Source organism: Aquibium pacificum, assembly GCF_040839445.1.
Lineage (GTDB): Bacteria > Pseudomonadota > Alphaproteobacteria > Rhizobiales > Rhizobiaceae > Aquibium > Aquibium pacificus.
In genome coordinates, this window is sequence record NZ_JBDPGJ010000004.1 from 238,254 (window position 1) to 258,146 (window position 19,893).

Sequence of the window (19,893 nt, forward strand, 5' to 3'; positions counted from 1 at the left end):
GGCATGCGCTTCATTCAGGCAACCACCCGCGCCGTCGGCCTTGCCTGTCCGACCGCATCCACGTCAAGCTTCAGTATGGTCGCGAATGCGTCGCTGAGCACGCCGACTGCATCCGGATGGCCTGTGCGGGAGCGCCATGCGACATGGTTGTCGGGCCGCACCAGGATCGCGCCGTCCTCGCCGATGTCGCGCAGCGACAGCCAGTCGCGATGCGGATCGCGATAGTCGCCTTCGTCGCCGATTCTCACCGTCACAAGGCGGATCCCTTCGCTTCCGGCAATCTGGATCGCCGCCTGACGCCATGCTTCGGCGCGGCAGCCCGTGATCAGGACGAAGTTCCCCTTTTCGGCGAGATCGAGCGTCGACAGTTCTCTCCCGTCCTTGGCGATCCGCGCATGCGGCAGCCTGTGGCCGGGGCGCGTCACCGGAACGTACCTGCCTCCCATGGGATCGCGCGGCGGCGCGAACGTCTCGTCGCGCACGACGGCGCCATGTTCGTAGTGGAAGCCGAGCTCCAGATCGTGCGCCTGCCACTCCATACGCTGCACGCCGATGACCTGGTCGAGCCGCGCGCGGCGGGAGCGCCCCTCGTCGTCGTCCGCGAAGAACGCGGCGAAGTTCTTCCGGCTGACCTCGGCATTGCCGCGCACCAGTCCGATGCCCGCGTCGGTGAGCGGATGGTTCTGGAAGGTGAGCAGCGCCCAGGAGACGTTGCGCTCCGCGACGGGTCGCCGCTCGGTCTCGTAGGTGTCGAGGAGGCCGTCGGACGCCTTGCCCTTCAGCACCAGATCCAGCTTCCAGGCGAGGTTGTGCGCGTCCTGGATGGCCGAGTTGAGCCCGAGCCCCGTGGTCGGGGGATGGCGATGCGCCGCGTCACCCGTCAGGAATACCCGCCCGAAGCGGTACCGGTCGGCGATCACGCCTTCCACGACCCAGTGCCCGATGCCGATGATCTCCGGATCGAGGTCGGGCAGCTTCAGCAGTTCTCGCATGCGCGGGAGCAGTTTCGTCTCGTCGAAGCGCGCCGGATCGTCGGGACGGAAGCTGAAGTGGAACATCCATTCCTCGGAATGCCGGTCGAACCGCGTCGGTCCGAGCTTGCCCAGGACGCCGCTGCTCCACGACCCTCCGTCCGGATTGACGAACCATGTCGTCATCGCGTGGTCGTCGTCCCACCACTCCGACAGATCGGCCTTGAAGTAGACAGTGACCATGTCGGCGAGTTCTGTCGCGCCGGTAAGCCTGCTGCCCACGATCGGACCGATGGTCCGTCCGCCGTCGGCCGCGATCACGTAGTCGGCGACCACCGTGAATTCACGTCCGCTGTCACGGTCGCGAACCACGCAGGTCGCCGCGCGGGCGTCCTGCGAGATCGAGACGAGTTCGTGGTTGTAGAGCAGTTTGCCTGGATTGCGGCGCTCGGCTTCGGCACGAAGCAGCGGTTCGAGGCGCACCTGCGGATAGAGCGTGCTCTCGCAGGGGCTGTCCTCGGCATAGTGCCGCAAAGAGCCGCCGCCAAACGAATCGATCGCATGGAATGTCTTGCGGTCCAGCGGCCCGTCGCCCGCCAGGCTCGTGCACCAGCGTATGCGCGAGATATATTTCAATGGCATGGACTTGGCGTAGACCGCGTCGGCGATATCGAATTGCCGGAAGATCTCCATGGTGCGCTGGTTGATGTAGCGAGCCTTGGGAAGCCGACCCGGCGTGGCATGACGCTCGATCAGCAGCGACTGGGTGCCGTGTTCCGAAAGCGCGATGGATGACGACAGGCCGCAGCCGCCGCCTCCGACGATGAGTACCGGCACCCGGATATCCGTCATCTGCGTTCCTCGTTCGCTATTGCCTTCAGGAGCCCAGCAGACCTCGGGCGCCGAGCCATTCGCGCTGGAGTTCGATCACCCGCGCGAGATGGTCTGGCTGGCCGGCATAGTAGTGGGTTGCGCCCTGGATGACTTCGAAGGTCTTGTCCCTGCTCGCCGCCGCGCGGAAGATCATTCCGGTGTGCGGTTGCGGGGCGGCATCGTCTGCGCTGTTTTCGATCGCCAGGAAGGGCACGTTGATGTGGCGGGCGCATTCCACCCCGTTGGCGCGCGAATCCTCGATCGACCACTGCGACAGCCAAGACCTCAGCGTCGAGAAGCGGCCGAGCGCCACGGGTCCGGTGTTGACGGTCTCGGGATTGCCCAGATAGGACCAGCGTGGCTTCCGGTCGTTGGGGTCGACAGTCGGGTCGAGAAAACGCGGATCGGCGAACGTCCGGTGCGTGACGAAACCCCGCTCGATCTCCGGCGTGTCGCGCTTCCTCAGCATCTCGAGCGTTTCCCAGACCCAGGCGCGGATCCTGTCGACCCTGGCCCGTTGGGCATTGCGGTATTCCGCAATGAAGTCGGCCGAGTAGGGCGGCTGGTGGGGATTACGCGGATCGTAGAGATCGAGTTCCAGGAAGCGGTCGTCCGGATCGTGCTCGTTCCTCACCGAGGGATCGATGCTGTCGACGAGAAGCTGCGCACGCGAGATGTGCGCGGCTTGGAAGATCAGCGCATCGGCGGGGATGAGGCCCGCTCCCTTGACGTTGACCGGATCGCCCGCGGGCGTATCGACGATCGTGGGATTTTCGGCCTGCGACTGATAGAACAGCGCCAGCGATCCGCCACCGCTCCATCCCACGATGACGACTTTTTCGTAGCCGAGAACCTCCCTTGCGTGGCGCACGTAGGCACCGAGGTCCAGGAGCACCTTTTCCATGATGAGGGCAGCGTCGTTCTTGGCATACCGGCTGGCGGCGCACAGCACATGCGCGCCATGTCCCGCCGCTGCCCGGGGGACCGGCAGCAATTGCAGGGTCGACGTGGGATGCATGAAGATCAGCAACGTCGAGGACGGGACACCCTTGGGCCGCATCAGTATGCCTTCGAGATTCACGGCACCCTGATTGCCCGCGAATCCGTAAGTCTCGACGAATGAGGATTTCTCCTCATATTGGAGGTGAAGCCAGGTGAATTCGATTTCGTGAGTCATGCGGGGCGGACGACCTGTCAGTATTGCGGAATTCTAGTATTAAGGGTGGGAATGGACCGATGACACGTCCTGTAGTCGCAGGCCCGCAGGGGAAATCCCCTGCCGAATTCTAGTCGAGGGATATGGGGAGCGATCGTGGCAGGCTGTCCCCTCCTGCTGTTACAGCAAGGTGGCACGGCTTGAAGAGAATCCGGAGCTGGCGGGAATCGGCCGACAAGAGGCGCTGTCCACGGGTGAAGTGTCATCGTGCGCGTCCATCGAGGGAAGGCCAGCGAGGGGACGATAGCTGATGCGAAAGAATTCCGAGGGGCCGGAGGGCGGTGGGGGCAGCGAAGCGGCGGAGCAGTTGGCGCCCCAGCGTGTCGCCGCCGAAATCGATCTGGCCCGCCACGAACTGCCGGAAGGTTACTTCCTGCCGGAGAAGTCCCTGCCGCACGCCTTCACGGTCATCTCGAACCGAGTCAGCCAGACCCTACAGACCATGTACAGCGAGAAGTTCGGGCTGACCGTCGCCGGCTGGCGCATCATGGCCATCCTGGGAACGCACTCTCCGCTGTCGGCCAAGGCACTTGCCGAAATGACCGCGATGGACCAGGTCAGCACCAGCCGGGCCCTCGAACAGCTCTCCAACAAGAAGCTGCTTTCGCGCCGCGTCGACCCTTCCGACCGGCGCCGCGTTGTCCTGAGGCTGAACCGGAAGGGCCAGACCGTGTTCAGGCAGATCGTGCCGGTGCTCTACGCCGCCGAGAGGGCTCTGATAGACGGCTTCACGGAGGAGGAGGTGGCCACGATCCGCCGCTACATGACGCAGTTGATGGAAAGGTCCGCTCGGCACATGGCTGAAGAGGCGGATTGGCGCGCCCTGGTCGAAAGATACGGCCACGGCGGCGAACTGCCTCCCGAATGAGCATCGGCGGCCTCGGCAAGACCCTCGTCCCGACGGGGTTGGACTAAATGCTGACCGGTCGTCCCAAGCGTGGGGGACATCGGCCCCGACATGGCTCGCTATCTTCTCGCTAAACCGTTGGTTGGCAACGCGGCTGATTGGATGCAGGCGCCGCACGTTGTTCATAACCGGCAAGCAAACCCGCGAGGAGACTGACCTAGATGACCGAAAAGCCCGACGCGCCCGCAGCGGTGCCGCGCAATCCCGGCCTGACGCCAATGATGCTGAACCACGCGGCGTGGGTGACGCACGACGTGGCGGCCACGCATGATTTCTACACCCGCATCATGGGAATGGAGATCGCGAGCACTGTGATCGACGACAGCGTGCCGTCGACCGGCGACGCGTTTCCCTACTTCCACATCTTCTTCAAGATGAAGGACGGCTCGACATTCGCCTTCTTCGAGGCGCCCGGCTTGCCCTCTCCCGCAAAATCGACCCATCCGGCATACGACATCTTCAACCACATTGCGCTCGAGGTGTCGTCCCGCGAGGACGTCATGAAGTGGTACGAATGGCTAACCGAAAACGATATCGATATCGTCGGTCCGACCGATCACGGGCTCATCTATTCCATCTACTTCCACGACCCCAACGGCGTCCGCCTGGAGATCACGACGCCGCTCGACAAGGACTGGAACAACCACACCGAGAACGCGAAGGAAGACTTCGAACTGTGGGTCTCGGCCAAGGAAAAGGCCAAGCAGGAAGGCCGGGACCTCACCGAGGCAATGACCGAACTCGCCAAGAAGGCAAAGACACGCGTCCATCGCTTCGTGCCCGCCTGATCGCCGCAGCGGCACCGGGCTGTACATCGGCTGTCGGCTTTCCGCGGGCGATCGGGTAAGCCGGTTGGCCTCTCCGCGCCCCGGCGCGCCTGCCGGATACAGTCGAATTAGCCTCGCTTTTTCCATCTGCCGCGGGGCGAGTCCGTGGCGGTTGGGTGAGGCGTGTTCGTTCGCATGCAGAGGGATAGAAATTGGCAGCGGATTGGCTTGGCATTTCGGGACGCGTGGCGGTCGTCACGGGTGCCGGGGGCGGCTGCGCTTCTCGCCACGGTACCGCGTCCGGGTTTCGATCAGCCGAGCAAGGATTGAGCCGAGGCGCCACGCCATTCGCGCACCTACGCAACAAGGCAGGAGGAACCGATGCCACGCCCCAGATCGACCAAGTCCGTCGAGGAACGCCTCGACCGAATCGAAGACTACATCGAGATCATGCAACTGATCTGCGCCTACGGTCCGGCAGCCGACGCGACCCATTGGGAACTGATCAAGCAGATATGGGCGGAGGACTGTGTCTATGAGATCGGCGGCCTCGGCAACTACGAAGGCCATGACGGTCTGCACAAGGCCTTCTACGGTGAGTTCCATCAGGATCTGATGCGGACCGGTTCCGGCCACGTCTCCTCGATGCCCCATGTCGTCATCGATGGCGACCGTGCGTCCGCCACGCACCACGGCACGCTCTTCAAACAGATCGATGGAAACTTCCCGGTCATCCGCCTCATCGCCTCGCGTTGGGAACTGGAGCGGCGCGAGAGCGGATGGGTGGTCGTCCGCCGGACCAACGAGCTGATGCAGGAGAATCCGCGGGCGCGCGAGCTTCTGGCGCGCGTCATGGAGGGGCCCGCGCCTCGCGTTTCCGAGGCGGCGGAGTAGAGAGCCCGGGCGGGGCTATCGTCTAGGCTGCCCGCGCGAGCCGTGGGGGTTCCGAGCCGAGAACAATGGGGCTGCGCGGATGGGGGACAGGCAATTCTCGGAACTTGCCGCACGGGCGGAGCGACGCCTCCAGGCCATGCTGGAGGCCGATGCCGCCGGGCTCGATGCCCTGCTTCACGACGACCTCATCTACATCCATTCGTCGGGCAACATCGACGGCAAGCAAAGCCATATCGCCAGCGTCGCCGAGAAGACCGTCGTGTACGAGGCCTTCAGCCCCTCGAATGTCCGCTTTGTCGGGGTAGACGGGAGCACCGTCCTCAGGACGGGTTCGGTCCGTATCGCGGTGGTCGTGCGGGGCAGCCCCAAGGCTCTCCACGTCGCCTTCATCGAAGTCTGGACGAATGCGGGCGGCCGCGAATGGCGAATGATTTCGTGGCAGTCCACGTCGCTGCCTGCTTGAAGATCATTGCGGGGACGTTTTCCTCTCCCAAGCGTCCCATCGCCTTCCGCAGCTAGGAGTGACCCTGAAATGACCAAGCCCCTGCGCGTAGGCCTCATCGGCGCCAGCGTCGATCCGTCGCTGAGCTGGGGAACGCGGGCGCATATCCCAGCGATCCGCCACCTTCCGCAGTTCGACCTGACCGCGATCTGCACTTCGCGCCCCGACACCGCCGAAGCGGCGGCAAGACATTTCGGTGTCCCGCTGGCATTCTGCGACCCCGACGAGATGGCCGCGCATCCGCAGGTCGACGTCGTCGCCGTGTCCGTCAGGACGCCGCTCCACGGGCGGATGGTGAGATCTGCCCTGGACGCGGGGAAGCACGTCTATTGCGAATGGCCGCTTGGCAGCACCACCGCCGAAGCCCGCGAGACGCTGGCGCAGGCAAGGCGTGCAGGGGTCGTGACGATGATCGGCCTGCAGGGGCGCAGCAACGAGACGATCGCTCATGCGCGCGACCTCGTCGCCGAAGGTTTCGTCGGCCGAATGATCTCTGCGTCCCTAAAGGTGACGCAGGAGAATTTCGGGCATCTGGAAACTGCCGGGAACGCCTATACCGCAGACATCCGCAACGGCGCCGACATCCTGCGCATCGCGACCGGCCAGGCACTCGAAGCTTTCTGCTTCGCCGTCGGCGAGTTTGACGAACTCACCGTCGTCGTCTCGCGCCAGTACGACACCGCGAGCATCGTCGGTTCGGGCCGCGTCATCGACAAGTCGTCGCCGGATCTCGTGATGATCGCCGGCAGGCTGGCGAACAGTGCCGACGCTTTCGTTCACATCCGTGGCGGGGTGAGCCCGGCGGCGGCGGGCGTGCGGCTCGAGATCAACGGCACCGACGGCGACCTCGTGCTGACGTCGCCCGGTTCGGCCAACGTCCACCGGACGCCGCTTCGCCTGGCGGGTGCTCGCAGGGGAGACGTCGAGTTTCACGAGATACCCTTGCCCGAACGCTACGCGCTGCAGCCGGCCGGTCTCGCGGACGGACCTCCGCGCTATCTCGCCCACAACTATCTGCGCCTTGCCAGTGCAATCCGGAATGACGAGCCGGTGGTTGTCGATTTCGACTATGCCGTCCGGCATCAAGAACTGCTCGACCTCGTTCAGACCGCGTCCGATACAGGGATGCGGCAGACATGGAGATGACGCCGCAATGCCCGAGATGAGGAACTCCACCGTCACCGAACATTCGATCCGGTCCGGCGATCACGTCACCTTTTATCTCGCGGCGGGACCTCGCGACGGACCTCTCATCATCTTCATCCACGGCTGGCCGGAACTCGCGCTGAGCTGGCGCCACGTGCTTCCGCGCTTCGGCGGCCTCGGCTTCCGCGCGATTGCGCCGGACATGAGGGGCTACGGCCGCTCGACGGTATACGACCGCCACGACGCCTATGCGCAGCGCCATGTGGCCGCAGACATGATCGCGCTGCTCGACGCCCTTGACGGGGAGAAGGCGGTGTGGGTGGGGCACGACTGGGGCAGCGCCACCGCATGGAGCATCGCAAGCCACCATCCGGAGCGCTGCTTCGCCGTGGCGAGCCTGTGCGTTCCCTACCGGACGATCGAGCGCGGGACCGACCATCTGGTCAGCCTCGTCGATCGGGAAATCTATCCGGAAGCCGACGCTCCGTCCGGCCAGTGGGCCTACATGCGTTTCTATCACGAGCGGTTTCAGCGGGCGACTGCCGTCCATGATGCCGATCCGCGCCGCACGATCAAGGCGCTGTTCCGGCGAGGCAAGCCAGACGCGCTCGGCAAGCCGAGCCCGCATGTGCAGATCTTTGCCAACAATGGCTGGTTCGGCGGGGGCGACATCGCCCCTGACGTGGATCGCGATCCGGCAGTCGTCTCGGAACAGGATCTGTGCGCCTATGCCGAGAGTCTCGGCCGAAACGGCTTCTACGGTCTCAATTCCTACTACATGAACGACGCCGACAATCTTGCCTACTCCGACGAAAGCGCGGATGGCGGACGGCTCACCATGCCGGTGCTGTTCATCGCGGGCCGCTACGACATTACCTGCGAATCGGTGGAATCGCGCCTTGCCGATCCGATGCGGGAAAGCTGCGAGGACCTGACCTTCGAGACCGTCGAATCCGGCCACTGGATGGCCCAGGAGAAACCGGATCGCGTCAATGCGATCCTGACGAAATGGCTGGCCGACAAGGTTCCTTCCGCCTGGCCGAGAGAAATGAATCAGGCCCGCCCATAGGTATCCGCACCATAGATGAGTTCTGTCCGGCTTCTGATGTCTTGCGCCTCGATCGGGTGGGTGTGGAGGTAGAGCTGGTTGCGTTCGATGGCGTCGCGGACCATCTCGCCCACCGCCTCCGCGTCGATGTAGGCGGCCGCCAGCTTTTCCATGCGTTCGTCCACCATCGACCGGAACGTCCTGCCCTCGCCCTTGTCCACGTCGCTTCTCATCGCCTCGCTGTTGGCGACGACGTTGGTGCGGACCATGGCGGGGTGCAGGATCGTCACGCCGAAACCTTCCTCGGCGAGATCCGAGGCCAGTCCTTCCGAGATCGCCGTAACAGCGGCCTTCGTTGCGCTGTACGGAGTATGTCCCTTGACCGGCCATAGACCGGCCAGGGACGAGGTGTTCACGACGTGTTTCTCGCCCTGCTGCTTCGACATGCGCGGCAGGAAGACATCGAGCCCGTTGATGACCCCCCAAAGATTGACGTCGATCATGAACTTCCAGTCCGACAGCGTCGCATCGGAGACCGGGCGCAACGGCCGCCAACTCACCCCCGCATTGTTCACCAGAATGTCGACGTGTCGGAAGCGGGAATAGGCGCTATCCGCCATGGCTTGGACGGAGCCGTGATCCGCCACGTTCACCTCGACCGCGATTGCCTCTGCACCGAGCGCCTCGACTTCGGCGCAGACCTCCCGTGCCGCATCGGAGCGGATGTCCGCGACGACGACATTCACCTTCGCCTTTGCCAGCGCGTGGGCGATCGAGCGGCCGATACCACTGCCCGCGCCCGTCACGACGGCCACCTTGCCTGCCAGTTCCTTCATGATTCTCCTCCGCCGATTTCTTCGACCGAAGAATGCTCCTTTGGGAGGTTCGGCATGTCCCCAAGGCAAGGGGCGTGCTGCATTGGCCCCGTGGTCTATCCGGTTCAGGGCAGGAGGAGCTTTCGAATGAAGATCACGAGCGTCGAGATCATCGCGTTGGATCAGCCTCACAAGGGCCGGCTGATCTTCGCCACCGGCCCCACGCCCGCGACCAACAACTTCATCCTGATGAAGATCCACACCGACGAGGGACACGTCGGTCTTGGAAGCTCCTACAGCTATCCGGATTCGCCCCTTCTCAAGTCGGGAGTGTCCCGCGAGGGCGCGATGGTTCTCATGAAGGACATGGCGAAGATACTGATCGGCGAGGACCCCCGCCGGACGCACCATCTCCTGAACCGGCTGGAGCAGAGCATCAGCGGCTGGTACAGTGAGAACTGGTACGTGCTGGGCACCTTTGACTGCGCGCTCTACGATCTCAAGGGCAAGATCCTCGGCGTGCCGGTGTACGAGTTCCTCGGGGGCATGCAGCGCGAACGGATTCCGCTCGAGCATATCCAGAGTTTCCTGCCGACACCGGAAGAGGCTGCCGAGGAGGCCAGGCGCTACATCGACGCCGGCTTCAAATCGATCAAGCTGCACGTCAACGCCGATCCGAAGAATGCGATCGCCCGCTTCAGCGCAGCGCGCGACGTGCTCGGACCGGACGTGCCCATCGGCGTCGACATGGGCATGGCCTACAATCTCACGGGGGCGCTCAAGACGATCAGAATGCTGGACGAGTACGACCTCAATTTCGTCGAGCAGCCGCTGACGGCCTACGACGTAAAGGGACATGTCCAGCTGCGCGCCAAATGCGATGTGCCGATTTTCGCCGACCATGGCGCGATGTCGGTCGCGGAAGCCTATTCCAGTATCGTGGCCGGCGCCTATGACGGCGCCCATTGTCTGATCTGCCGGGTTGGAGGCATGCACCGCGCGGCGAAGTGGGCGGACCTGATGGACGTCTCCCATTCCGACTACCAGATCTGCAACCAGGGCAACACGATCGCGGCGGCCGTCGGCGCGCATTTCGCGGTCTCGCGCAGGAAATCGCCGCGCTTCAACGACGAACTCGGCCTGTTCCTCTATCTGCACGATACAACCGATACGAAATCCATCAGCGACGACATCGTGAAGGACCCCGGCTTCGTGATCGAGAACGGCACGCTGCATTCGCCCAAGGGGCCGGGGCTCGGCGTCGAACTCGACGACGACATGGTGTCGCGTTACGCCAGCACGGTGCTCCCGACGATCACCGTCAGCTAGAATCCTTCGCCCTTCGGCGATTGTCGCTAGATTTGTGCGGAGCGTGCACGTTCCGGTGTCACTCCCCGAGCAGGAACCGTCGAAGGATACCGGCGACCTCCGCCGCGCGGTCCTCCAGCGTGACCGCGTAGACGTCGGGGCTTTCCAGGGTCTCGAGCGTGGCGTTCGGGATGATGCCGAGCAACGCATCGCCCTGCCGCCCGACTTCCCGATCCTCCTTTGGCGTCGTCAGTTCGAGGATGAGCGTCGGCGCCCTGATCAGGGCAAGGTCTCCTTTCATGTCGTAGGCGAAGGCGGCGCGATAGAATTGCGGCCGGTCCATGAAGGCCTGCAGTCCGTCGAGAACCCGCTCCACCGCCACACGGCGCGCCGCCGGATCGTCGAGATCCGCGAGCGTCGCCTCGTCCCACCAGATGTCGGCCATCTCGCGGAACTGTCCCGCCCAGAAGGGGAGCGGCCGGTCGGCCCTTTCGATGACCGAGCGGATCGATGGGGTCTTGCGGAAGATTTCGTCGCGCCGCGCCTTGTCCGGGATGATGCTGTGCGATTGACCGGCGTAGACGAATTTGTGGACGCGCGACGGATGGCGCCCGGCGATCGAACCGCCGAGCTTGTTGCCGCCGTGCAGCCCGAAGATGTCCAGGGACTGGAGGCCGAGGGCGTCGAGCCCCTCGACCAGCCAGTCGGCGATTTCGGCGATACCGTGCTCTCCGGCGGGAAGCGGCGCCGATGCGCCGGTTCCGGGCACATCGATCGAGACGACTCGGAAATCGGAGGAAAGTTCCCCGATCAGATCGCGGTACATGCGCGACGACCGTCCGGCGTGAGGAATGAGCAGCAGCGGCGGCCCCTTGCCGGCCTCGACGTAATGCAGTTGCCCAGCACCGCTGTCCACGAAACCATGACGCATCCAGACCTCCCTCTCATGGCGGCGAACCCGCGCGACAGCATCTGCGACGCCTGCCTCGGGATATCTACAATGGGCCGTGATCCGGTGCCGTGGGGTCACCCGGGCCAGTGACGCGGGCGGTCTTCGGATCCGCCGGGCGGTGCCCCCAGCCGATGGGACACGACCGGCCGCAAGCGTGCTTAGTGTGAGATGCAGTTGCGGGCGCGTTCGGCGCCCGCTGATCTCAAGGGTTTTCGCAGGGGAGAGCATTCGATGCCGGGCAGGCTGCAGGACAAGGTCGCCATCATCACGGGTGGCGTTTCGGGGATGGGTCTGGCATCGACGCATCGCTTCATCGAGGAAGGCGCCAGCGTCGTCGTCGCCGACATCCAGGCCGGGAAGGGCAGGGAACTGGAAAAGCAGTATCCGGGCCGACTGCGCTTCGTCGCTTGCGATGTCCGTGATGAGGCCGACATCGTCGCGGCTGTCTCCGCCGCGGTCGAGACCTTCGGCGGGCTCGACGTGATGTATCACAACGCTGGAGCCGTCGGAGACAATTCCGACCTCGCCTCCATCACCACCGAGGGGTGGGACGACACGTTCAACCTCCTCCTGCGCAGCACGATGCTGACGATCAAGCATTCGATCGAGCCGATGAGGAAGCGCGGCAAGGGTTCGATCATTCTCACCTCGTCGGCGGCCGCCGTATCGCTCGGCGGTTCCGGGCCCTATGCCTACACGGTGGCCAAGGCCGGCGTGATCTCCGCCGGGCGCTATGCGGCGCTCGCGCTCGGACCCGACCGGATCCGGGTCAACATCATCGTCCCGGGCGCTTTCCCGACTTCGATCTGGAGCGGTCATGTGGGCGGCGACGCCGAGATGGGCGACCGCATGGGCCTCGATCTCCAGCGCTTCGCCGGCATGCAGGCTCTGCCTCAGGTCGGCGATCCCCGCAACATCGCCGATGCGGCGCTCTTCCTCGCCTCGGAAGAGGCGACCTTCGTCACCGGTGTGGCACTTCCAGTGGATGGCGGCCTCACACTGCACCGCAACAGCCAAGGCTCGGCCAGCGGGCAGCTCGGCACCGTCTCGGATGCCGTGGCGACCTTCAAGGCGGCGAGCTGACGGCGGCGCCGGCCGCCGTGCATCCGGGACGAGATATCCGAGAGGAAACGAACGGGATGAACAAGGCGATCCGCATCCATGCGCATGGCGGCATCGAGGAGATGAAATGGGAGGACGCGCCGATCTCGGATCCGGCGCCCGGACATGTCACGGTGCGCCACACCGCAATCGGCGTGAATTTCTCCGACATCAACGTTCGGCGCGGCGGCTTCTATCCCAATCACAATCCGCCCTTCCCGCTGGGACTGGGCAACGAGGCTGCGGGCGTGGTCGAAAGCCTTGGCGAAGGCGTCTCGGACTTCAAGCCGGGCGACCGCGTCGCCTATGCGGGAATGCTGGGGCAGTTCTACGAGGACACCGGCGCCTATGCGCAGCGGCGCAACGTTCCCGCGTCGCGGCTGGTGGCGATACCCGACGGAGTATCGGACCAGCAGGCCGCGGCCGTCCTGCTCAAGGGGTGCACCGCATCGCTGATCATCAACAGCGTCTTCACGCCGGCTCCCGGCGACACGATCCTGATCCACACCGCGGCCGCGGGTGTCGGTTCGATCCTGTGCCAGTGGTCCAAGCACCTCGGCGCGACCGTCATCGGCACCGTCGGGTCGCGCGAGAAGGCGACGATCGCGTCGGAACTCGGCTGCGATCACACGATCCTCTACCGCGAGACGGATTTCGTGGAAGAGGTGCGGCGGATCGCACCCGGAGGCGTGTCCGCCGTCTTCGACGGGGTCGGGAAGGACACGTTCGTTCCTTCGCTGCGCTGCCTGAAGCAGCTCGGCAAAGCCGTGAACTACGGCAATGCCTCCGGCAGCGTCCCGCCGATCGACGTGATGATGCTGGCGATCAGGTCGCTGTCCATCTGCCGGGTGGGCGTGACCGGTCACATCCAGGACACTGCGTCTTTCCGGAACGTCGCCTCGCGGCTGTTCGAACTGGTCCGCGGCGACGCGATCAGGGTGAACATCCACAAGAGCTACCCGCTCTCCGATGCTGCGAGCGCGCACGAGGCCGTCGAGGCCGGCAGCTTCTCCGGATCGATCATCCTCGACCCCGCAGCCGGCTGAGGCGAACGTCCAACTGCACGGCGGCGCGGGCACCTGGTCCAGGGCTGCCGCCGCGCCGTCTGCATGAAGTCACGACTATCCGGCGGCCGGCACCTTTCCGCGCGGAAGCCGGCACCGGCCACACGCGCTCAGTCGGAATGAAGCGGCGGCTCGCCGCCCACCTGATAGACCTGATCGTCATAGGCGGCGAATTTCGAGTTCTCGAGGTCGAGGAACTCGGCCATCTTCGGCGCCAGCACCTCCTTGTAGAAGGGCAGCGCCTGCATGGCCTTGCGGTCCTCGGCACTGTCGAACCAGGCTTCGGAAAATCCGTCGAAGCCGACGAACTGCGATGGCCAGTCCGTCTGCGGCGACAGGCGGTGCTGGACGTAGCGTCTGAGGTACTTCGTGATCTCGGGGCGGGTCCGGTAGAGAGTGCCGTATTCGACCGACCAGATGTGCCGGAACTCCTCGACGCTCAGGCCCGGCTTGCGCTTGTAGAATCCGAGTGTGATCAGCATGGCTTCCTCTTTGAATGTGGATGAAGGTCGGTGTAATCCCCGGATATCGCCATGTCGGTCCCGCAGCTGGGGACATGGGCGGTCTCCGCGCAGGCGTTGGCTTTTATGCGGAAGAATGTTCGGCGTCGTATTTTTCGGCCCACAGGTCCGCGATCGGGTCGCTGATGAAGATGCTCGAGGACGCGCCGCCGTCCACGGCCAGGATCTGGCCCGTCACGTAGCTCGCGTCGTCGCTGCAGAAGAACACTGCCGCCGAAGCAAGTTCTTCAGCAGACCCATATCGCTGGAGCGGCGTCACGCCGATCAGCCGCGCCTGATAGGCGCCCGTCGCGAACCGTCCCGCCGTGCCTGGCGTCAGGATCATGCCCGGCGCGATCGCGTTGGCTCTGACTCCCTCCGGCCCGTACTCCGCTGCGAACTGGCGCGTGAAGGCCACCACGCCTCCCTTCGCCGCCGCGTAGGGGGCCTGTGTCGCCATCCCGTGGGTTCCCATCACCGACGCGATGTTGAGGACGTTACCCCGGGTGCGCTTGAGATGCGGCAACGCCTCGCGGGAGAGGCGGAACATGCTGCGCAGATTGATGTCGATATAGCGGTCGAAGTCGGCGTCGCTCGTGTCGTGCAGGCGAGGCGCCGCCCCAACGCCGGCATTGTTCACGAGGACATGGATCTTTCCGAAGTGCCGCAGGCAGAGATCGACGATCATGCGCGGGGCATCTTCCTCCGTTACGTCCTGATTGTGGGTGACCAGCCTGTCGCTCGTGGGCAGGGTGCGGAGGCCGTCCGGCACCTTGTCGACCGCGAGCACGGCGGCGCCCTCAGTGAGCAGTCGTTCCGTGATGGCCTTGCCAATGCCGGAGCCCGCCCCTGTGACGATGACGGAACGTCCTTCGAAACGCTGCGGCATTCGATGCCTCCTCGAATGTCGCCCGGCACGATCCGTACGTAAGGACGAACGCTGGCGGGCGGGATCAGCGCGGCATTGCACGCAATGGCAGGCGGTCGATGGTGATGAGCTGGTTGTGAATCAGGTAGTGCGGATCGCCGGCTGGCTCAAGCCGCTTCACGCGCTTGAAGAGTTCCCGCAGCATCACCTCGGCCTCCATCCGCGCGACGTTCTGGCCGATGCAGTTGTGGCGATCCGCGCCGAACGACATGTGGACGTTCGCCGTATCGCGCATGACGTCGAACCTGTCCGGATCGTCCCACTTGCGGGGGTCGCGGTTGGCCGCTCCGGGCAAATAGGCGATCTTCGTATCGCCCTTCAACGCGTAGCCGGACAGTTCGCAATCGTCGATCGTGGTGCGGTAGACGATGTGGGTCGGCGCCTCGTATCGCAGCGCTTCGTCGAAGACGAAACGGATGCGCGCGGGGTTGTCCTCCACCACCTGCCACTGGTCCGGATGCTGCGCGAGCAGGCGCAGCGCGCCGGTCATGCCGCTCATGGTCGTGTCCATCCCGCCGCGAACCAGCGCCCGCGTTACGCTGGGCGCGAAGCCTTTCGGCAGGTCGCCGGCGGCTTCGGCCTGGAAGAACTGATCGGCGATGGAACCGGGCGCGACGCTGTCGGACTGGCAAGCGGCCAGGAACCATTCCATGTAGGGTTCGCCGGCCGCCGCTCCCTTCCGGTAGAGTTCGTTCTTCGGCCCGCTCATGTTGAAGGACATGTAGCCGATCGCGCGGATGGCGTCGGCGTCGAAGCGGATCCCCATCGCAGTCGGAAAGCCGCCGAAGACGATCGGCTCCACGAGGTCGCCGACGCCGTCGAACTCGCCGCCGTCCGCGAGTATTCGGTCGATAGCGTCGGCCGCCTTTTCCTCGAACACGTGCCGCCACTTTCGGATCACCAGGGGCGACATGATGCGGTTCGCCACCGCCCGCACGTGATCATGCTCTGGAGGGTCGGTTTCGAGCGGATTGGGCGGACGACCCTCGAACCCCGGCTTGCGGGGATCGTAGATGCCGACGCTGCCCGCGGCACTGAACCGCGTATGATCGGTGACGACCTCGCGGACCTCCTTGTAGCCGCCCACCGCGTATACGCCATGCCCGGCCAGTTCCACGACGGGAGCAGCCTCTCTCAGCGCCTTGTAGAAGGGGTAGGGGTCGGAGAGCACCTCCATCGCATAGGGGTCCCACTCTAGGATCGGGGGTTTCCTGGGCATTCCCGTCTCGGCTGCCTGAGACATGGCGTCCTCCGCTGTCCGGACATCCGGCTGGTTCGAGATCCGACGTTCCGCAAACCGCGCGCCCGTGGACCCGATGCTGTTGCAATTCGGTCCCGAACAGCGTCCCCGCCGGCTGGGACCGCGGCAGGCGGGCGCGTGACTGCTTTCCTCAGCGCGCGAGATAGCCGCCGTCGACCGGCAGTTCGGCACCGGTGATGTACTTGGCCTCGTCGGAAACGAGGAAGAGCACCGCGTTGGCGATGTCCTCGACTTCGCCCATGCGACCCAGCGGCACGGCATCGAGCATGCGCTGGCGGGTGGCGGGGTCCGCCTTTACGGTCGAATTGCGCATCGGCGGCATGACGCCGGGCATCACGGCGTTTACCCTGATCCCGTCGCGGGCGAACTGCACCGCCGCCGATTTCGACATGCCTAGCACCGCGCCCTTCGATCCGCCGTATCCGAGATGCAGCCCCATGCCGACCTTGGCGGAAATGGATGAGATGTTGACGATCGCGCCGCCGCCTTGCGACTGCATGGTGGGGACGACCGCCTTGATGCCGAGGAACGGGCCTTTCGTGTTGATGGCGATCTGCCGTTCCCAGGCGCTGTCCTCGAAGAGATCGGTCGTTCCCGGCCCCGTTCCGGCGTTGTTGACCAGGATGTCGAGACGGCCGTGCCTGCCGAGGATTGCCTCGACCGCTGCCTTCCAGGAACCCTCGTCTGTCACGTCAAGCCGCTGGAAGAAGGCATTTCCGCCGAGGCCCTCAACGACCGCGCTTGCCTCCGGTTCGAGAATGTCCCCGACGCATACCTTCGCGCCTTCCTCCACGAAGCGCCTGGCCGTGGCTGCTCCCAACCCCGAGGCGGCACCGGTGACCAACGCAATCTTGCCTGCCAGACGCATTCCCATTCCCTCCCGGTCGTTGAAGCCGCCCCGCCGGTGCGGGCATCCCGCGGCCGGATCGCCGGAACTCGTTCAGAATGATCGCCGGCAACCGAAGAACAGTCCCCCGCAACGGGGGCAACGGATATTTCCACCCGCACCGTGGAAGCCGGTCCGTCCGTACGCAACCGGTACGGCGGCAGGCGAATCCGCCGGATGGACCGAGGGCAGGATTGCCGCCGCCGACTGGTCCCTAACGCGGGGGACTTCGTAGCTGGCTGGATTCCGCGACGCTCAGACTGCGCGAAACTGATCGTGCGCACGATTGGGAGGATCAAATGCTAGCCAGAAGACTTGCCGCTCTCGGCACTGCCGCATTCGTCATGCTCGGCTCCACGGCCGTCTGGGCCGACACCACAATCAAGTATTCCTCGTGGCTTCCACCTGCGCACTTCCTGTGGACCGATGTCTACGTTCCGTTCTTCGAGGAGATCGAGAAGGTCACCGAAGGCCGGGTGAAGGTGGAAGTGCTGCCCAAGGTGGTCGGTACCGCGGCGAGCCAGATCGAAGTCGTGCGCGACGGCCTCGCCGATATGAGCTTCACGGTCGCGTCGTACACGCCGGGACGCTATGTCGCTTCCGAAGTCGGAGAACTTCCCCTGCTCGGAAACGATGCAGCCGTCATGGGCCCAGCCTACTACCGCCATTTCAAGGAATACATCGAACCGGCTGGCGAGTACGACGGCATCAAGGTTTTGTCGATCTGGATGATCTCGCCGCTTCAGCCGCACACCGAGGGACGGCCGATCAATTCGGTCGACGACTTCAAGGGTCTCAAGCTGCGCACCCCCAATCCCAACACGGTCATGGCGCTGGAACTGCTCGGCGGCGTGCCGATCCTCAAGTCTTCGACCGAAGCTTTCGAGATGCTGGCGACCGGCGCGATCGACGGACAGATCACGATTCCGAACACGATCCCGGGCTTCAACCAACTCGATCTGCTCGACGCCGTTACCATCATCCCTGGCGGGATGTCGAATGCGGTCAACCTCATGTTCATCAATCAGGACAAATGGGCGGAAATCTCCGAGGAGGATCGCAAGGCCATCGAGGAGGTCGCGGGTGAGAAGCTCGCGCGTGACATCGGTGTCGCTTACATGAAGGCCGACGAAGAAGCCCTGAAGATATTTAGGGACAACGGCTACGAGGTCATCGAGGGCGACGAGAAGCTTCGCGCCGACCTCGCCGAAAAGCTCAAGCCTGTCGAGGAAGCCTGGATCAAGCGCGCCGAGGAGAAGGGCGTCAAGGATCCCGCCGGCCAGCTTGCCGCCCTACGCGCGGCGATCGCAGAGGGCGAGAAGGCTAGCCAGTAACGGGATTGAGCAGGCGTCCAGCACCCGCCGGACGCTTGCTCGTCATGAAGACATCTTCGATCGCGGTTTCGACACGCGGCCGACCTCCTCAAGTGTGTCTCGACCGGATCGCGGGAACGGAACGATGGAAGAATTCAGGCACGAATTCGTCGAAGGTCCCGACGCAAACCGCCTACACGTCGCCACGCTCGGCGAAGGTCCGCTCGTGCTCATGGTGCATGGCTGGCCCGACGCATGGATCTCGTGGCGTCCGCAGATGCGGGCCGTCGCGGCGGCGGGTTACAGGGCGGCGGCGCTCGACGTGCGCGGATACGGCGGATCCGACGCTCCACACGAGATCAGCGCCTACACGATGGAGAGGCTGACCCGCGACAACGAGGCGATCATCCGCGCCCTCGGCACCGACGGGAAGGCGGTGCTCGTCGGGCACGACTGGGGCGCGCCGATCGTCTACGCCACCGCCTACATGCGCCCCCACGTGGTTCGGGCGGTCATCGGCCTCTCTTCGCCGCCCGCGCCGGCTCCGGCGAAGAAGCCTTCGGAAGCCTATGCCGAACTCTATCCCGACAAGCTCTTCTACCAGGCCTATTTCACGCGCGAGGAAGGCGTGGCGGAGGCCGAGTTCGAGGCCGACCTCGAAAGATTCATCCGCGTGATGCATTTCAATCTGTCCGGCGACACGACGCTTGCCGATCCGGTCGAAGCGCTGGTCAGGCCTGCTGGATCGACGACGCTGCTGGACGGCCTGCCCGAACCCGATCCGTTCCCCGCCTGGCTGACGCGTGAGGAAATCGCCGAATATGCGGACCATTTTCGCTCCCACGGATTGCGCGGCCCCTTGAACCGATACCGGGCACAGGACATCGATTTCGACGAGATGCAGGTCTACAAGGACAGGAAAATCGAGCAGCCGGCGTTCTTCGTCGGCGGTACGCGTGAACCGTCCCGCCACATGCAGGGTTTCGATCGCTACGCCGATCCGGTCCGGCGCTATGCCGACTGCCGGGGCGTCTACCTCATCGAAGGCGCAGGGCACTGGCTGCAGCGCGAAGCGACGGATGAGCTGAATGCGCGTATCGTGGATTTCCTGAAGGAACTCGATTCCTGACAGGAGGGGCAACTACTCACATCGCTCCTGTCCCCGCCGCGGGATCGATGGTCAGTCCCGTTGCGCCTGCATTCATTCAGGGCACAGTTGCCGCCACGGCAGCGCATTTCCGGGGAGTCAGGCGGCTCGCAATCCCCAGCACGACCGTCATCGCCGGCACGACTCGGGGGAGAAAAGACCTGACAGGACAGCGGAACGGGAGACGGCTCGGCCTCCCCCTTCGTTGCCGTTTCGGCAACATCCCCAACAGGAATCGATACTTCTTTCGAACGCTCCCGCATGCGACACTGCTCCCCGACATCGGATGCGCGA

The 19,893-nt window shown here is 64.6% G+C and carries 19 protein-coding genes; 11 read left to right on the top strand and 8 right to left on the bottom strand.

Annotated features, from left to right (window positions below; genetic code table 11):
- Window positions 1-14 precede the first annotated feature (14 nt).
- Window positions 15-1,823: an FAD-dependent monooxygenase gene (locus ABGN05_RS17640; protein WP_367955356.1), complete on the bottom strand. Its 1,809-nt coding sequence runs from the start codon at window positions 1,821-1,823 to the stop codon at window positions 15-17.
- A 25-nt stretch (window positions 1,824-1,848) separates the two neighbouring features.
- A complete protein-coding gene (locus ABGN05_RS17645; protein WP_367955357.1) occupies window positions 1,849-3,021 on the bottom strand; it encodes an alpha/beta hydrolase in 1,173 nt (390 codons plus the stop codon).
- Between the two features lie 289 nt (window positions 3,022-3,310).
- Here ABGN05_RS17645 and ABGN05_RS17650 point away from each other — a divergent pair, with 289 nt between their 5' ends.
- The 6 genes from ABGN05_RS17650 to ABGN05_RS17675 all read left to right on the top strand — a co-directional run bounded on the left by ABGN05_RS17650 (window position 3,311) and on the right by ABGN05_RS17675 (window position 8,345).
- Entirely contained in the window at window positions 3,311-3,928 is a 618-nt protein-coding gene (locus ABGN05_RS17650; RefSeq protein ID WP_367955358.1) for a MarR family winged helix-turn-helix transcriptional regulator, read from the top strand.
- Between the two features lie 200 nt (window positions 3,929-4,128).
- A complete protein-coding gene (locus ABGN05_RS17655; protein ID WP_367955359.1) occupies window positions 4,129-4,755 on the top strand; it encodes a VOC family protein in 627 nt (208 codons plus the stop codon).
- A 360-nt stretch (window positions 4,756-5,115) separates the two neighbouring features.
- Window positions 5,116-5,628 carry a nuclear transport factor 2 family protein gene (locus ABGN05_RS17660; RefSeq protein WP_367955360.1) on the top strand — a complete coding sequence of 171 codons (513 nt, stop codon included), beginning with the start codon at window positions 5,116-5,118 and terminating at the stop codon, window positions 5,626-5,628.
- A 79-nt stretch (window positions 5,629-5,707) separates the two neighbouring features.
- Entirely contained in the window at window positions 5,708-6,091 is a 384-nt protein-coding gene (locus ABGN05_RS17665) for a nuclear transport factor 2 family protein (protein WP_367955361.1), read from the top strand.
- 69 nt (window positions 6,092-6,160) lie between these two features.
- Entirely contained in the window at window positions 6,161-7,276 is a 1,116-nt protein-coding gene (locus ABGN05_RS17670; protein WP_367955362.1) for a Gfo/Idh/MocA family protein, read from the top strand.
- A 7-nt stretch (window positions 7,277-7,283) separates the two neighbouring features.
- Window positions 7,284-8,345 carry an alpha/beta fold hydrolase gene (locus ABGN05_RS17675; RefSeq protein ID WP_367955363.1) on the top strand — a complete coding sequence of 354 codons (1,062 nt, stop codon included), beginning with the start codon at window positions 7,284-7,286 and terminating at the stop codon, window positions 8,343-8,345.
- On the opposite strand, the gene ABGN05_RS17680 is transcribed toward ABGN05_RS17675, so the two are convergent.
- Window positions 8,330-9,160: an SDR family oxidoreductase gene (locus tag ABGN05_RS17680; protein WP_367955364.1), complete on the bottom strand. Its 831-nt coding sequence runs from the start codon at window positions 9,158-9,160 to the stop codon at window positions 8,330-8,332. The two genes, ABGN05_RS17675 and ABGN05_RS17680, sit on opposite strands and share 16 nt — an antisense overlap.
- 126 nt (window positions 9,161-9,286) lie before the next feature.
- Between ABGN05_RS17680 and ABGN05_RS17685 the strand changes: the two genes are divergently transcribed.
- Window positions 9,287-10,468 carry a mandelate racemase/muconate lactonizing enzyme family protein gene (locus ABGN05_RS17685; protein ID WP_367955365.1) on the top strand — a complete coding sequence of 394 codons (1,182 nt, stop codon included), beginning with the start codon at window positions 9,287-9,289 and terminating at the stop codon, window positions 10,466-10,468.
- A 58-nt stretch (window positions 10,469-10,526) separates the two neighbouring features.
- Here ABGN05_RS17685 and ABGN05_RS17690 read toward each other — a convergent pair whose 3' ends face one another.
- The gene (locus tag ABGN05_RS17690; protein ID WP_367955366.1) at window positions 10,527-11,378 is read right to left on the bottom strand and encodes an alpha/beta fold hydrolase; all 852 of its coding nucleotides are present in this window, start codon (window positions 11,376-11,378) and stop codon (window positions 10,527-10,529) included.
- 252 nt (window positions 11,379-11,630) lie between these two features.
- Here ABGN05_RS17690 and ABGN05_RS17695 point away from each other — a divergent pair, with 252 nt between their 5' ends.
- The gene (locus ABGN05_RS17695; protein WP_367955367.1) at window positions 11,631-12,482 is read left to right on the top strand and encodes an SDR family NAD(P)-dependent oxidoreductase; all 852 of its coding nucleotides are present in this window, start codon (window positions 11,631-11,633) and stop codon (window positions 12,480-12,482) included.
- 56 nt (window positions 12,483-12,538) lie between these two features.
- Complete coding sequence (locus ABGN05_RS17700) at window positions 12,539-13,546, top strand: quinone oxidoreductase family protein (protein WP_367955368.1); 1,008 nt, start codon at window positions 12,539-12,541, stop codon at window positions 13,544-13,546.
- A 128-nt stretch (window positions 13,547-13,674) separates the two neighbouring features.
- On the opposite strand, the gene ABGN05_RS17705 is transcribed toward ABGN05_RS17700, so the two are convergent.
- The 4 genes from ABGN05_RS17705 to ABGN05_RS17720 all read right to left on the bottom strand — a co-directional run bounded on the left by ABGN05_RS17705 (window position 13,675) and on the right by ABGN05_RS17720 (window position 17,121).
- The gene (locus ABGN05_RS17705; RefSeq protein WP_367955369.1) at window positions 13,675-14,046 is read right to left on the bottom strand and encodes an EthD domain-containing protein; all 372 of its coding nucleotides are present in this window, start codon (window positions 14,044-14,046) and stop codon (window positions 13,675-13,677) included.
- A 103-nt stretch (window positions 14,047-14,149) separates the two neighbouring features.
- A complete protein-coding gene (locus ABGN05_RS17710; protein ID WP_367955370.1) occupies window positions 14,150-14,953 on the bottom strand; it encodes an SDR family NAD(P)-dependent oxidoreductase in 804 nt (267 codons plus the stop codon).
- A gap of 64 nt (window positions 14,954-15,017) precedes the next feature.
- Window positions 15,018-16,235, bottom strand: coding sequence for a cytochrome P450 (locus ABGN05_RS17715; protein WP_367955371.1), 1,218 nt, complete (start codon window positions 16,233-16,235; stop codon window positions 15,018-15,020).
- A gap of 148 nt (window positions 16,236-16,383) precedes the next feature.
- The gene (locus ABGN05_RS17720; protein WP_367955372.1) at window positions 16,384-17,121 is read right to left on the bottom strand and encodes an SDR family NAD(P)-dependent oxidoreductase; all 738 of its coding nucleotides are present in this window, start codon (window positions 17,119-17,121) and stop codon (window positions 16,384-16,386) included.
- A 317-nt stretch (window positions 17,122-17,438) separates the two neighbouring features.
- Between ABGN05_RS17720 and ABGN05_RS17725 the strand changes: the two genes are divergently transcribed.
- Both ABGN05_RS17725 and ABGN05_RS17730 read left to right on the top strand, forming a co-directional pair.
- On the top strand, window positions 17,439-18,473 hold the full coding sequence (locus ABGN05_RS17725; protein WP_367955373.1) for a TRAP transporter substrate-binding protein: 1,035 nt from the start codon (window positions 17,439-17,441) through the stop codon (window positions 18,471-18,473).
- 124 nt (window positions 18,474-18,597) lie between these two features.
- Window positions 18,598-19,581: an alpha/beta fold hydrolase gene (locus ABGN05_RS17730; RefSeq protein ID WP_367955374.1), complete on the top strand. Its 984-nt coding sequence runs from the start codon at window positions 18,598-18,600 to the stop codon at window positions 19,579-19,581.
- Window positions 19,582-19,893: the final 312 nt, after the last annotated feature.